Below are 12,529 nucleotides of genomic sequence, written 5' to 3' on the forward strand. Positions count from 1 at the left end.
GGCGTGTTGGGACCACAGGCGTGTTGGGGGTTGTGGCGAGCGGGCTTGCCCCGCGTTGGGCTGCGCAGCAGCCCCAATAAAACCAACGCGTTCTTCCCGTCAGAACGCGTTGGTACATTTTGGGGCTGCTGCGCAGCCCAACGCGGGGCAAGCCCGCTCGCCACGACAAGCCCGCTTAGACACTAAGCCCGCTTCGACACATAAGCCCGCTCTTGCTTGTATGCACATGTCTATCCCCGACACTCCATCAGTCTTATCCCCTTCGATGTTTCTGTTTAGCGCCCGCGCCCCTATAATGGCTGCCTTTTTCGCCCAATGATTTTGCGGAGCTGGTGATGGCCGAACGTAAGGCGTCCGTCGAGCGCGACACTCTGGAAACCCAGATCAAAGCCTCGATCAACCTGGATGGCACCGGAAAGGCCCGATTTGATATCGGTGTACCTTTTCTTGAGCACATGCTGGACCAGATCGCCCGTCACGGGCTGATCGACCTGGATATCGTCAGCAAGGGCGACCTGCATATCGACGACCACCACACGGTGGAAGACGTAGGCATCACCCTCGGCCAGGCGTTTGCCAAGGCCATTGGCGACAAAAAAGGCATCCGTCGCTACGGCCACGCCTATGTCCCGCTGGACGAAGCGCTGTCGCGCGTGGTCATCGACTTCTCCGGCCGCCCAGGCCTGCAGATGCACGTGCCCTACACCCGCGCCACCGTGGGCGGCTTCGACGTCGACCTGTTCCAGGAATTCTTCCAGGGCTTCGTCAACCATGCGCTCGTGAGCCTGCACATCGACAACCTGCGCGGCACCAACACCCACCACCAGATCGAAACCGTGTTCAAGGCTTTCGGCCGCGCGCTGCGCATGGCGGTGGAGCTGGATGAGCGTATGGCCGGGCAAATGCCCTCGACCAAGGGCGTCCTGTAATGCAGACGGTCGCGGTTATCGATTACGGCATGGGTAACCTGCACTCGGTGGCCAAGGCCCTCGAGCACGTCGGGGCCGGCAAGGTGCTGATCACCAGCGACGCCAATGTGATTCGCGAAGCCGACCGCGTGGTATTCCCGGGCGTTGGCGCGATTCGCGATTGCATGGCTGAAATTCGCCGCCTGGGCTTTGACAGCCTGGTACGCGAAGTCAGTCAGGATCGCCCGTTCCTCGGCATCTGCGTGGGCATGCAAGCCTTGCTCGACAGCAGTGAAGAGAACGACGGCGTCGACTGCATCGGCCTGTTTCCCGGCCAGGTGAAGTTCTTCGGCAAGGACCTGCACGAAGACGGCGCCCACCTGAAAGTCCCGCACATGGGCTGGAACGAAGTCAGCCAGGCGGTGCATCACCCGCTGTGGCACGACATTCCGGACATGGCGCGTTTCTACTTCGTGCACAGCTACTACATCGCCGCCGGTAACCCGCGCCAGGTGGTGGGGGGTGGGCACTACGGCGTCGACTTCGCCGCTGCGTTGGCCGAAGGTTCGCGTTTTGCCGTGCAGTTCCACCCGGAGAAGAGCCATACCCATGGCCTGCAATTGCTGCAGAACTTCGCCGCCTGGGATGGGCGCTGGTAAATGGCCAGGAAACCGAAGCAGCCGATCTTGAACCTCACGCCTGAACAGGAGCGTGAGGCCACCGACAAGATCAAGCGCTTCATGGAGGATCGCTTCGAGCTCAAGCTGGGCTCGTTCGAGGTCGCCGAGATTCTTGAGTTGTTCACCACCGAAGTGGCTCCGCATTATTACAACAGGGCGATTTTCGATACGCAGACGCTCCTTAAAGAAAGGTTCGAAAGCATCGAAAGCGACCTGTGGTCGCTTGAGAAACCCTGATTTCCCAAGCATTGCTGAATATCGAATAAGGTTTGCCAGATGCTGATTATCCCCGCTATCGATCTCAAGGACGGCGCCTGCGTACGTCTGCGCCAAGGCCGTATGGAAGACTCCACCGTGTTCTCCGATGACCCGGTGAGCATGGCTGCCAAATGGGTGGAAGGGGGCTGCCGTCGTCTGCATCTGGTGGACTTGAACGGCGCCTTCGAAGGCCAGCCGGTCAATGGCGAGGTGGTCACCGCGATCGCCAAGCGCTACCCGAACCTGCCGATCCAGATCGGCGGCGGTATCCGCTCCCTGGAAACCATCGAGCACTACGTGAAAGCGGGCGTGAGCTACGTGATCATCGGCACCAAGGCGGTGAAAGACCCGGCGTTCGTCGCCGAAGCCTGCCGCGCATTCCCTGGCAAGGTGATCGTCGGCCTGGACGCCAAGGACGGTTTCGTCGCCACCGACGGCTGGGCTGAAATCAGCACCGTGCAAGTCATCGACCTGGCCAGGCAGTTCGAGGCCGACGGTGTGTCCGCCATCGTTTATACCGACATCGCCAAAGACGGCATGATGCAGGGCTGTAACGTACCGTTCACTGCGGCACTGGCGGCGGCGACGAAGATTCCGGTGATTGCTTCCGGCGGTATTCACAACCTGGGCGACATCAAGTCGCTGCTGGACGCCAAGGCTCCTGGGATCATCGGCGCCATTACCGGTCGCGCGATCTACGAAGGCACCCTGGACGTCGCCGAAGCCCAGGCTTACTGCGATGCCTACAACGGCTGAGGACTGACCATGGCGCTGGCCAAACGCATCATCCCTTGCCTGGACGTCGACAACGGTCGCGTGGTCAAGGGCGTCAAGTTCGAGAACATTCGTGACGCCGGCGATCCGGTGGAAATCGCTCGCCGCTACGATGAGCAAGGTGCCGACGAGATTACCTTTCTCGACATCACCGCCAGCGTCGACGGCCGCGATACCACGTTGCACACCGTCGAACGCATGGCCAGCCAGGTGTTTATCCCGCTGACCGTGGGCGGTGGCGTGCGCACCGTGCAAGACATCCGCAACCTGCTCAATGCCGGCGCGGACAAGGTCTCGATCAACACCGCGGCCGTGTTCAACCCGGAGTTCGTCGGCGAAGCCGCGCAGCACTTTGGCTCGCAATGCATCGTGGTGGCCATCGACGCCAAGAAAGTCTCCGGCCCCGGCGAAACCCCGCGCTGGGAGATCTTCACCCACGGCGGGCGCAAGCCAACCGGGCTGGACGCAGTGGAGTGGGCGATGAAGATGGAAGGCCTGGGCGCCGGTGAAATCCTGCTGACCAGCATGGACCAGGACGGCATGAAAAACGGCTTCGACCTGGGCGTGACCCGAGCGATCAGTGATGCGCTGGGTATCCCGGTGATCGCCTCCGGCGGCGTCGGTAACCTGCAACACCTGGCCGATGGCGTGATCGAAGGCCACGCCAGCGCGGTGCTGGCGGCGAGTATTTTCCACTTTGGTGAATACACCGTCCCCGAGGCCAAGGCCTACATGGCGGCGCGCGGTATCGTCGTTCGCTAAACGCTGCTGGACACCATGGCGGGCGCGCGGCACTCTCTGCGCTTGCCATGGATTCCGGTAGCCTTCATGTTCAAGACCCTGCTGCTTGCCCTCGCCAGCACCTCCATTTTTATGGTGAGTGCAGCTCACGCCGAAGAACCGTCTGATACCTCCCTGGTGCTGCTGACGGAAAATTTCCCGCCCTACAACATGGCGAAAAACGGCAAGAACTTCGCCAAGGAAGAGAACATCGAAGGCATCGCCGTGGACATCGTGCGAGAAACCTTCAAGCGCGCCGGCATTTCCTACAACCTCACCCTGAGTTTCCCCTGGGAGCGAATCTACAAGCTCGCCCTGGAGAAACCCGGCTACGGCGTATTTGTCATGGCGCGCCTGCCGGATCGCGAAGCGCTGTTCAAATGGGTCGGCCCCATTGGCCCGGACGACTGGGTGCTGCTGGCCAAGGCCGACAGTAAGATCCAGCTTGCCGACCTTGAGCAGGCGCGCCGCTACAAGATCGGCGCCTATAAAGGTGATGCGATTGCCCAGACGCTGGAGAAGCAGGGCTTGACCCCGCTGGTGGTGCTGCGCGACCAGGACAATGCGCAAAAGCTCATGGATGGCCAGATCGACCTTTGGGCGACCGGCGATCCCGCCGGGCGTTACCTGGCACGCCAGGTGGGGGTGGCCGGGCTCAAGACGGTGCTGCGCTTCAACAGCGCCCAGCTCTATCTTGCGCTGAACAAGGATGTGCCGGATGAGACCGTGGCGAAGCTGCAGGCGGCGTTGGACCAACTGCGCAAGGAGGGCGTGGTCGACCAGATCATGGCGAAGTACCTCTAGCCTTCCGTCGACTCTTTTTTGTAGCAAGCCCTAATGCCGTTCAATTAAGGCTTTTTTTGTAGGAGCGAGCTTGCTCGCGAAAAACTCACAGGCGCCGCGTTCATTCAGGGAGCCCACGTTATCGTTGACGTTTTTCGCGAGCAAGAACTAGGCGTCCCCCTCGCTCCTACAGAAGGCGATATACGCTTAACTGAACGGCATCAGGGCTTGTCGAATCGCCACAGAGGTATCAGATCCTTAGCGATAGATGCCGTTCTTACCGTGACCACCCATGGCCTGGTTACTGCGCACACTGATCATCAACTTGATATCGATCCAGTCGACGCCCTGGGCCTTGAGCTTGGGCAGCTCGCGTTCCAGTACCGCCAGGGTCTGCGGGTACGGATGACCGATCATCACTGCCGAACCCTGTTTATGCGCCAGCTTGATCGCGGTTTGCAGTTGCGTGGTGATTGCGGCTTCGGTGCGCTCGTCGTCGAGGAAGACATCCCGCGAGACATGGGCCAGGCCAATTTTCTGTGCCTCGGCGGCGGCGACGGTCTGCGCGCTGGTGCGGCTGTCGACAAAGAATTTGTTGCGTCGTTGCAGGTCGGCCATCAACCAGGCCATCGCCGCGGGCTGTGCGGTCATTCGACTGCCCATGTGGTTGTTGATACCGGCGGTGTAGGGCACGGCCTGGAACGCAGCGTCCAGGCGCTTGCCGAGCTCTTCGATAGGCAGGTCGGGGTGCCAGGCGAACGGACCGGTGGCCGGGTCCATGGGCATGTGCAGGATCACGATCTTGCCGGCCTTGTGCGCTTCGCGGGCGAATTCGGCGGCGTGGGGCGTGTCGGGCATGATTGCGGTGGTCACCGGCCCAGGCAGGGCCAGCACGCGACGATCCCGGGCCAGGTTTTGCCCGAGGTCGTCGATGATGAGGGTCAGGTAGGCTTTGTGCGGCTCGCTGGCGGGAGTCGCGTGAGCGACCCCTGCCAGGCTGCATAGCGCAGCGATGATCAGGGCAAAGCGCATATCAACGGCTGCGCGTAATGCTCAGGCCCTTGAGCAGGCTCAGCGCCTGGGCCAATTGGTAGTCATCGTCCTGCGGCATCGGCTTGGCTTTGGAGCCGCTGCCGGTTGGCTGGTCGGCGCCGCCGTTGCCATTGCCCAGGTGGCCTTGCAGGTCCGCTTCCTTGTAGTACTCGCTGTCGACCTCGTTGGTGATCTTGGCCTTGCGCACTTCGATGTCCGGCACGATGCCCTGGGCCTGGATCGAGCGACCGTTTGGCGTGTAGTACAGCGCAGTGGTGATCTTCAGCGCACGCTCGTTGTTCAGCGGCAGCACGGTTTGCACCGAGCCTTTGCCGAAGCTGGTCGTGCCCATCAGCACGCCGCGCTTCTGGTCCTGCAGGGCACCGGCAACGATTTCCGAGGCCGAGGCGCTGCCGCCGTTGATCAGCACGGCCAGCGGTACGTTTTCGCTGAGGTCGTTGCCGGTAGCCGAGAAGCGCAACTCGGAATTGGCGATGCGGCCCTTGGTGTAGACGATCAGGCCCTTGGTGATGAAGTGGTCGACCACTTCCACCGCCGCCTGCAGCACGCCACCTGGGTTGTTGCGCAGGTCGAGCACGATGCCGTTGAGCTTCTTGCCGTTGTCCTTGCGCAGTTTGGCCAGGGCCTTGGCCACTTCGTCGCCGGTCTTGACCTGGAACTGGGTAATACGGATGTAGCCGTAGCCTGACTCCAGCAACTGGCTCTTCACGCTCTTGACCGTGATGGTCGCGCGGGCCAGGGTCACGTCGAACGGGGCACCGCCGTCGCGCACCAGGGTCAGGGTGATTTTCTGGCCGATTTTGCCGCGCATCTTGTCGACGGCTTCGGTCATGGTCTGGCCGCGGGTCGGCTGGCCGTTGATCTTGACGATCAAGTCGCCGGCCTGGATACCGGCCTTGGACGCTGGGGTGTCGTCAATCGGGGAGACGACCTTGATCTGGCCGTCCTCGGCGCCGACTTCGATGCCCAGGCCGCCGAATTCGCCGCTGGTGCTTTCCTGCAGCTCGGCGAAATCTTCCGGGCCGAGGTAGGCGGAGTGTGGGTCGAGGTTGCTGAGCATGCCCTTGATGGCATTCTCCAGCAGGGTCTTGTCGTCTACGGGTTCGACATAGGCGGCCTTGATCCGGTCCATGACCTCGGCAAAGGTGCGCAGCTCGTCCAGCGGCAACGGCGCCTTGGTGGTCGCGGCCGTGGCGGCAGGTGCAGCCGGTGCGGCCTGGTCGGCAAAAGCCAGAGGCGCGCCGATCACCAGGGCGATCGTCAGGGCCAGCGAAGTGAGGCGGGACAAATGCAGCATGTCGAACGAACTCCTAGTGTAGATGCGCCCCTATCCTTGGGAGCGGCACCATTGTGCGGGATCGCTCGGGCGACCCTGCTGACGAATAGCGAAGTACAGCGCCGGGGTGTCCTGGCCGCCACTGTTACCGACAGTGGAGATGGATTCACCGGCTTTTACAACATCACCTGCCGACTTGAGTAAAGTCTGATTGTGGCCATAAAGGCTCAAATAGCCATTACCGTGGTCGAGAATCACCAACAAACCGGCGCCACGCAGCCAATCGGCAAACACCACGCGGCCACCGTGTACGGCATGGACCTGGCTGCCAGCAGCGGCGCTGATCATCACCCCGTCCCACTTGGCGCGGGTGTCGTCGCCACGGGTTTCCCCAAAGCGTGCCAGTAGTCGACCATCAACCGGCCATGGAAGTTTGCCGCGCGCGGAAGCAAAAGGGCCGCCGAAGGATTCGCCGGCGCTGGAAACCAGCGGGCCAGGTGCTGCGTGCGCGGGCTTGCGGGGGGCCGGAGCGTCCGTCGTGGCTGCCAGTTCGGCCTCACGCTGGCGCTTTTTTTCGGCTTCCTGCTGGGCGATCAGCGCTTTCTGGCGCGCTTCCTCGGCCTCACGTGCCTGGCGGGCCAGGGTTTCTTCGATGGTCTTGAGTACCTTGGCCAGGTCGGCCTGGTCCTGCTCGCGAGCTTGCAGCTTGGCGTCGCGGGCCTTTACGTCTTCGTTGAGCTTGGCCAGGGCCAGCTGGCGTTCCTTGCGGACCTTGTCCAACTGGTCGCGCTGGACGTCGAGGGCGCTTTTCTGGTCGAGCAACTGCGACTGCTGGTCGGCGATTTCCTGTTCGACATTGGCCAGTTGGCGCAGGGTCTCGTTGAAACCCTTCAATTGCGCCAGGCGTGCCTGGCTCACGTAGTCGTAGTAGGTGAGGGTGCGCGCGAACTTTTCCGGGTTCTGCTGGTTGAGCAGCAGCTTGAGGTACTCCTGGCGGCCGCTCTGGTAGGCGGCGCGGGCCTGGATCGCGATCAGACGTTGCTGTTCAACGCGTGCGCTCTGGAGTTTTTTTTTCTCAGCGTCGAGTCGCTCCAGTTCCGACTCGCTCTTCTTTAATTCTTTTTGCAGCTCCTGGACCTGTTTCTCCAGCTTGCCCATCTCGGTTTCCGTGCCGCGCAGGTCTTTCTGCACCCCGGATTTTTCTTCCTGGAGCTTGCCGAGCAGTTTTTTCAGCTCGGTAATGTCCTGACGCGTAGCGTCCAACTGTTGTTGGGTTTGCGCGCGCTCATCGGCAAACGCCGGTTGGAGCAGGCAGACAAGAGCGAGGGTAATCAAGGCGCGAAGCATAGAGGCGGGCGACACCACGGAAAGGGACGGCCTAGTATGCCCGCCAAGCGCTGCAAAAAAAACGCCCAATTCAGGCTTCCGGGCAAGATAGGTGCCGAGTGGCGCTGGTATGGCAAAAAGACATCTACCAAACGCGGAAGATCCAATGTGGGAGGGGGCTTGCCCCCGATAGCGGTGTATCAGCCACATAGGTGTCAGCTGATCTACCGTAATCGGGGGCAAGCCCCCTCCCACACTATTTTTCGGTGATTCTGAGAATCAGACCAGAATCGAAGTGCCGGTCATCTCTTTCGGCTTCTCCAACCCCATCAGCATCAACATTGTCGGTGCCACATCCGCCAGCACGCCGCCGTTACGCACTTTGAAGTCGCGCTTGCCGACGTAGATGAACGGCACCGGCTCGGTGGTATGGGCCGTGTGGGCCTGCCCGGTGGATTCGTCGGACATCTGCTCGCAGTTACCGTGGTCGGCGGTGATCAGCGCTTCGCCGCCGACCTTTTCCAGCGCATCGACGATGCGGCCGACGCACTGGTCCAGGCATTCCACGGCCTTGATCGCGGCTTCCAGGTTGCCGCTGTGGCCGACCATGTCACCGTTGGCGTAGTTGACCACGATCACGTCATACCGCTGGTGGTCGATGGCGTCGACGATCTTGTCGGTGACTTGCGGTGCGCTCATTTCCGGTTGCAGGTCGTAGGTGGCGACTTTAGGCGACGGGATCAGGATGCGCTCTTCGCCGGGGAACGGTTCTTCGCGACCGCCGGAGAAGAAGAAGGTCACGTGGGCATACTTCTCGGTTTCGGCGATGCGCAGCTGGGTCTTGCCGTTTTTCGCCAGGTAGTCGCCCAGCACGTTGTCCAGGCTGCCTGCGGCAAAGGCTGCGGGGGCGGGGATGCTGGCGGCGTATTGGGTCAGGCCGACATATTGGACTTTTGGCTGGCGCGCACGCTCGAACTCCTTGAAACCGTCTTCGACAAACACACGGCTCAGCTCGCGGGCGCGGTCGGCGCGGAAGTTCATGAAGACCACGGCGTCGCCGTCTTCGACTTTCACCGGCTCGCCGATGGTGGTGGCTTTGACGAACTCATCGCTCTCGCCACGGGCGTAGGCGGCTTCAAGGCCCTCCTGGGCGGTGGCGGCGTTGAATTCGGCCTGGCCGTCGACGATCAGGTTGTAGGCCTGGGCCACGCGGTCCCAACGGTTGTCGCGGTCCATGGCGAAGTAGCGGCCGACCAGGCTGGCGATGCGGCCTTTGCCCAGGGCGGCGAAGGTGGCGTCCAGCAGCTCAATGGACGACTGCGCGCTCTTCGGCGGGGTGTCGCGGCCGTCGAGGAAGGCGTGCAGGTAGATCTTGTCGGCGCCCCGCTTGAAGGCCAGTTCGGCCATGGCCACCAGGTGGTCCTGATGGCTATGTACGCCACCGTCGGACAGCAGGCCCATGAAGTGCACCGCTTTGCCGGCGGCGACGGCTTTATCCACGGCCGCGCAGATAGTCGGGTTCTCGAAGAACTCGCCATCGCGGATCGCTTTGGTCACGCGCGTGAAGTCCTGATAGACCACTCGTCCGGCGCCCAGGTTCATGTGGCCGACTTCCGAGTTGCCCATTTGGCCGTCCGGCAGGCCCACGTCCATGCCGGAACCGGAGATCAGGCCGTTGGGGACGGTGGCGGTCAGGCGGTCCAGGACCGGCTTGCGCGCCGAGTACACGGCGTTGTCGTGGTGGCTTTCACTGTGTCCGAAGCCATCGAGAATTATCAGGACCAAAGGTTTAGGCGTAGTAGTCATAGATCCTCTCGCGGCGGTAATTAGTGAAGGGGATTGAAAAGGGAGTGGCAGTTTAAAGCGAAGTTCCGACCACGTCACCGCTTTACGGGGGTTGGCCCCCCCTGGCGGCTGTGTATACTTACCGCCATTTTAACGCCCTGGAACCTCCTTGATGGTTGATCACCTGATTGCATTTGCCACTGCCCACTATCTGCTCGCGGGTGCCTTCGTCATCCTGCTGGCGCTGCTGATCGCTCACGAGATGAGCCGCGGTGGCCGCAGCCTGAGCACGTCGGAGCTGACCGCGCTGGTCAACAAGGATGAGGCGATTGTCGTGGATATCCGCCCGGCCAAGGATTTTGCCACCGGCCATATCGTCGGCGCCCTGAACATTCCGCAGGACAAGCTGATTGCGCGCCTGGCCGAGCTGGAAAAACACAAGGCCAAGACCATCATCCTGGTCGACGCCCAAGGCCAGCACGCCGGCACCCACGCCCGCGAAATGCTCAAGACCGGTTTCACTGCGGCCAAGCTGTCTGGTGGTATCAGCAGCTGGCGCGCCGATAACCTGCCGCTGGTGAAGTGATATGAGCCAGGTTGTCGTCTATTCCAGCGATTGGTGCCCTTACTGCATGCGAGCCAAGGCTTTGCTGGAGAAAAAGGGTGTTGCCTTCGAAGAGATCAAGGTCGACGGCAAGCCCCAGGTGCGTGCCGAAATGGCCCAGAAGGCGGGGCGCACGTCCGTTCCGCAGATCTGGATCGGCACCCGGCACGTCGGTGGATGCGATGACCTGTTCGCCCTGGAGCGCTCCGGTAAACTCGATGCGCTGCTGCACGTCTGACTCCCAACCCCTAAAAGACCCCAAGATCAAGAAGGATCTGCGATGACTGACCAACAGAATACCGAAGCAGCAGAAGCCCAAGGCCCACAGTTCTCGCTGCAGCGCATCTACGTGCGTGACCTGTCGTTCGAAGCGCCGAAAAGCCCGGCTATCTTCCGCCAGGAATGGACCCCAAGCGTTGCCCTGGACCTGAACACCCGTCAAAAGGCACTGGAAGGCGACTTCCACGAAGTCGTGCTGACCTTGTCGGTCACCGTCAAGAATGGCGAAGAAGTGGCCTTCATCGCTGAAGTGCAACAGGCCGGTATCTTCCTGATCCAGGGCCTGGACGAGGCGTCCATGAGCCACACCCTGGGTGCGTTCTGCCCGAACATCCTGTTCCCGTATGCCCGCGAGACCCTGGACAGCCTGGTTACCCGTGGTTCGTTCCCTGCGCTGATGCTGGCTCCGGTGAACTTCGATGCCCTGTACGCTCAAGAGCTGCAGCGCATGCAACAGGAAGGCGCGTCGACGGTTCAGTAATCTCGAACCCGACGCAGAACCCAATGTGGGAGGGGGCTTGCCCCCGATGGCGGAGTGTCAGTCGACATCTATGTGACTGATCCACCGCTATCGGGGGCAAGCCCCCTCCCACATTTGCTGTGTGTGTTACTTGAAGCCGAGTTGGCGCCAGCCTTCGTAGACGGCAACGGCCACGGTGTTCGACAGGTTCAGGCTGCGGCAACCTTCGCGCATCGGCAAGCGCAGGCGATGCCCGTCAGGCAGGGCATCGAGTACCTCGGCCGGCAGGCCACGGCTTTCCGGGCCGAACAGGAAGGCGTCGCCTTCGGCAAAACTGGCATCATGGAACGGCCGCGAGCCCTTGGTGGTAAACGCGAACAGCCGTGGGTGGCCCAGGCTTTCCAGGCAGCTGGCCAGGTCGGCGTGGCGCTGCAAGGTGGCGTACTCGTGGTAATCCAGCCCGGCGCGGCGCAGGCGCTTGTCGTCCATGTCAAAGCCCAGGGGCTCGATCAAATGCAGGTGGCAGCCACTGTTGGCGCACAGCCTGATAACGTTGCCGGTATTCGGCGGAATTTCTGGTTGAAAAAGGATGACGTGAAACATGCACGGCTCCGAAGGCAAAGATGCGCTGCATTCTACCCTCGAAGAGGATCCCAGGCCGAAGCTATTGCCGAGGGTTTTGGGCTCGTTGGCGATTGTCGGCCTGATGGTGGGCCTGATGATCGGTCGCCTGACCACCCCCGACCCGGTCGAGTTGCTGCAGGTCGAGCCCGCGGCGGATGGCGTGGTGGTGTGGTTTAACAGCGAGCCCAAGCTGCACGGCGAGCAGGTCGATGGCACCGTGGGGCTGTTGTTCGACGCGCAGGGCAAGGCGGCCGGTGGGCAACTCAAGGTCAATGACAAGGATGTGAACTGGCGCATACGCAAGACCGATGCTGGCCTGCTGCTGAACCTGGTGGCGGCTCGGCCGTTGCGCGGGGAATGGTCGGGGGAGAAGGCTGAAGGCCGCTGGCGGCTGGAGATCCATCTCCAAGAGCAATAAAAGAGGGAATCCCCGGCCTGCCTGTACCAAGGTCCCCAAAACGGGCTGGGGCTATGGGCGCTGTGCCACATAAGCCCCGGGTGTAAAGAAGGGAGTTCCCGGCCTGCCTGTACCAGGGCTCCCAAAACGGGGTGAAGCCTCAAGGGCTTCGGTGTTAAAGAGGGAATCCCCGGCCTGCCTGTACCGAGGTTCCCCAAAGCGGTGTGGAGCGCGATGCGGTTCGCATCAAGCACCCCGGGTGTAAAGAGGGGATTCTCGGCCTGCCTGTACCAAGGTCCCCGAAACTGGGTTGTACAAGGGATATTGCAGGGCGCGTGCCAGAGTCGCGAAGTGGCGCCAAAAAAAATCTTCAGAAAGCGCAAAGCCCCGGAATACGGGGCTTTGGTGTTTTCGGGGTTCAGGTTTTTTTCAGCGGTTCTGCGGTTTCAGGCGTTGGATCCATGCCCGATGCCGGTTCATGGTGCATTGAAGCGGTGCACGGTTCTGAAGCCTTTGGAGGTCCAAATGTGGGAGGGGGCTTG

15 protein-coding genes are annotated in these 12,529 nt (G+C 61.7%); 10 read left to right on the forward strand and 5 right to left on the reverse strand.

All coding sequences use genetic code 11. The features are described 5' to 3' along the window. Positions 1–335 precede the first annotated feature (335 nt). From hisB to AC1Q6I_RS25255, 6 genes are all read left to right on the forward strand, one after another. Positions 336–929, forward strand: a complete 594-nt coding sequence (hisB, locus tag AC1Q6I_RS25230; RefSeq protein WP_017849940.1) for an imidazoleglycerol-phosphate dehydratase HisB — start codon at positions 336–338, stop codon at positions 927–929. After that, positions 929–1,567 carry an imidazole glycerol phosphate synthase subunit HisH gene (gene hisH, locus AC1Q6I_RS25235; RefSeq protein ID WP_024072884.1) on the forward strand — a complete coding sequence of 213 codons (639 nt, stop codon included), beginning with the start codon at positions 929–931 and terminating at the stop codon, positions 1,565–1,567. The genes hisB and hisH overlap by 1 nt, the downstream gene beginning before the upstream one ends. Then, positions 1,568–1,825 (forward strand): DUF2164 domain-containing protein, encoded by a 258-nt coding sequence (locus tag AC1Q6I_RS25240; RefSeq protein ID WP_024072885.1) that lies wholly within the window; start codon positions 1,568–1,570, stop codon positions 1,823–1,825. A 39-nt stretch (positions 1,826–1,864) separates the two neighbouring features. Further along, positions 1,865–2,602 (forward strand): 1-(5-phosphoribosyl)-5-[(5-phosphoribosylamino)methylideneamino]imidazole-4-carboxamide isomerase, encoded by a 738-nt coding sequence (gene hisA, locus AC1Q6I_RS25245; protein ID WP_016972250.1) that lies wholly within the window; start codon positions 1,865–1,867, stop codon positions 2,600–2,602. 9 nt (positions 2,603–2,611) lie between these two features. Beyond that, complete coding sequence (gene hisF, locus AC1Q6I_RS25250) at positions 2,612–3,382, forward strand: imidazole glycerol phosphate synthase subunit HisF (protein ID WP_003171107.1); 771 nt, start codon at positions 2,612–2,614, stop codon at positions 3,380–3,382. A gap of 66 nt (positions 3,383–3,448) precedes the next feature. Next, entirely contained in the window at positions 3,449–4,204 is a 756-nt protein-coding gene (locus tag AC1Q6I_RS25255; protein WP_102625376.1) for a substrate-binding periplasmic protein, read from the forward strand. A gap of 237 nt (positions 4,205–4,441) precedes the next feature. Here the strand turns inward: AC1Q6I_RS25255 and AC1Q6I_RS25260 are convergent, their stop codons facing one another. From AC1Q6I_RS25260 to gpmI, 4 genes are all read right to left on the reverse strand, one after another. Further along, positions 4,442–5,215 carry a divergent polysaccharide deacetylase family protein gene (locus AC1Q6I_RS25260; protein WP_102625377.1) on the reverse strand — a complete coding sequence of 258 codons (774 nt, stop codon included), beginning with the start codon at positions 5,213–5,215 and terminating at the stop codon, positions 4,442–4,444. Position 5,216: 1 nt separating this feature from the next. Further along, positions 5,217–6,533, reverse strand: coding sequence for a S41 family peptidase (locus AC1Q6I_RS25265; protein WP_024072888.1), 1,317 nt, complete (start codon positions 6,531–6,533; stop codon positions 5,217–5,219). Between the two features lie 30 nt (positions 6,534–6,563). Beyond that, positions 6,564–7,859 carry a murein hydrolase activator EnvC family protein gene (locus tag AC1Q6I_RS25270; protein WP_024072889.1) on the reverse strand — a complete coding sequence of 432 codons (1,296 nt, stop codon included), beginning with the start codon at positions 7,857–7,859 and terminating at the stop codon, positions 6,564–6,566. A 258-nt stretch (positions 7,860–8,117) separates the two neighbouring features. Beyond that, positions 8,118–9,644, reverse strand: a complete 1,527-nt coding sequence (gene gpmI, locus AC1Q6I_RS25275) for a 2,3-bisphosphoglycerate-independent phosphoglycerate mutase (protein WP_024072890.1) — start codon at positions 9,642–9,644, stop codon at positions 8,118–8,120. Positions 9,645–9,795: 151 nt separating this feature from the next. Between gpmI and AC1Q6I_RS25280 the strand changes: the two genes are divergently transcribed. The 3 genes from AC1Q6I_RS25280 to secB are packed head-to-tail and all read left to right on the forward strand — an operon-like array spanning position 9,796 to position 10,987. Continuing rightward, positions 9,796–10,209, forward strand: a complete 414-nt coding sequence (locus AC1Q6I_RS25280) for a rhodanese-like domain-containing protein (RefSeq protein ID WP_041160819.1) — start codon at positions 9,796–9,798, stop codon at positions 10,207–10,209. A gap of 1 nt (position 10,210) precedes the next feature. Further along, a complete protein-coding gene (gene grxC, locus AC1Q6I_RS25285; RefSeq protein ID WP_024072892.1) occupies positions 10,211–10,465 on the forward strand; it encodes a glutaredoxin 3 in 255 nt (84 codons plus the stop codon). A 42-nt stretch (positions 10,466–10,507) separates the two neighbouring features. After that, complete coding sequence (secB, locus tag AC1Q6I_RS25290; protein ID WP_024072893.1) at positions 10,508–10,987, forward strand: protein-export chaperone SecB; 480 nt, start codon at positions 10,508–10,510, stop codon at positions 10,985–10,987. A 126-nt stretch (positions 10,988–11,113) separates the two neighbouring features. On the opposite strand, the gene AC1Q6I_RS25295 is transcribed toward secB, so the two are convergent. Further along, positions 11,114–11,569, reverse strand: a complete 456-nt coding sequence (locus AC1Q6I_RS25295; protein ID WP_010563141.1) for a tRNA (cytidine(34)-2'-O)-methyltransferase — start codon at positions 11,567–11,569, stop codon at positions 11,114–11,116. Here AC1Q6I_RS25295 and AC1Q6I_RS25300 point away from each other — a divergent pair. Beyond that, complete coding sequence (locus tag AC1Q6I_RS25300; RefSeq protein ID WP_102625378.1) at positions 11,568–12,008, forward strand: hypothetical protein; 441 nt, start codon at positions 11,568–11,570, stop codon at positions 12,006–12,008. The two genes, AC1Q6I_RS25295 and AC1Q6I_RS25300, sit on opposite strands and share 2 nt — an antisense overlap. Positions 12,009–12,529: the final 521 nt, after the last annotated feature.

It is taken from the genome of Pseudomonas sp. MPR-R2A5, assembly GCF_058793055.1.

What these genes read in the sequence shown, in the direction of transcription:
- gpmI (WP_024072890.1), bottom strand. Translation starts at nt 9,644, where the DNA reads ATGACTACTACGCCTAAACCTTTGGTCCTGATAATTCTCGATGGCTTC.
- hisB (WP_017849940.1), top strand. Translation starts at nt 336, where the DNA reads ATGGCCGAACGTAAGGCGTCCGTCGAGCGCGACACTCTGGAAACCCAG.
- hisA (WP_016972250.1), top strand. Translation starts at nt 1,865, where the DNA reads ATGCTGATTATCCCCGCTATCGATCTCAAGGACGGCGCCTGCGTACGT.
- AC1Q6I_RS25300 (WP_102625378.1), top strand. Translation starts at nt 11,568, where the DNA reads ATGCACGGCTCCGAAGGCAAAGATGCGCTGCATTCTACCCTCGAAGAG.
- hisH (WP_024072884.1), top strand. Translation starts at nt 929, where the DNA reads ATGCAGACGGTCGCGGTTATCGATTACGGCATGGGTAACCTGCACTCG.
- AC1Q6I_RS25270 (WP_024072889.1), bottom strand. Translation starts at nt 7,859, where the DNA reads ATGCTTCGCGCCTTGATTACCCTCGCTCTTGTCTGCCTGCTCCAACCG.
- AC1Q6I_RS25295 (WP_010563141.1), bottom strand. Translation starts at nt 11,569, where the DNA reads ATGTTTCACGTCATCCTTTTTCAACCAGAAATTCCGCCGAATACCGGC.
- AC1Q6I_RS25240 (WP_024072885.1), top strand. Translation starts at nt 1,568, where the DNA reads ATGGCCAGGAAACCGAAGCAGCCGATCTTGAACCTCACGCCTGAACAG.
- AC1Q6I_RS25265 (WP_024072888.1), bottom strand. Translation starts at nt 6,533, where the DNA reads ATGCTGCATTTGTCCCGCCTCACTTCGCTGGCCCTGACGATCGCCCTG.
- secB (WP_024072893.1), top strand. Translation starts at nt 10,508, where the DNA reads ATGACTGACCAACAGAATACCGAAGCAGCAGAAGCCCAAGGCCCACAG.
- AC1Q6I_RS25255 (WP_102625376.1), top strand. Translation starts at nt 3,449, where the DNA reads ATGTTCAAGACCCTGCTGCTTGCCCTCGCCAGCACCTCCATTTTTATG.
- hisF (WP_003171107.1), top strand. Translation starts at nt 2,612, where the DNA reads ATGGCGCTGGCCAAACGCATCATCCCTTGCCTGGACGTCGACAACGGT.
- AC1Q6I_RS25260 (WP_102625377.1), bottom strand. Translation starts at nt 5,215, where the DNA reads ATGCGCTTTGCCCTGATCATCGCTGCGCTATGCAGCCTGGCAGGGGTC.
- grxC (WP_024072892.1), top strand. Translation starts at nt 10,211, where the DNA reads ATGAGCCAGGTTGTCGTCTATTCCAGCGATTGGTGCCCTTACTGCATG.
- AC1Q6I_RS25280 (WP_041160819.1), top strand. Translation starts at nt 9,796, where the DNA reads ATGGTTGATCACCTGATTGCATTTGCCACTGCCCACTATCTGCTCGCG.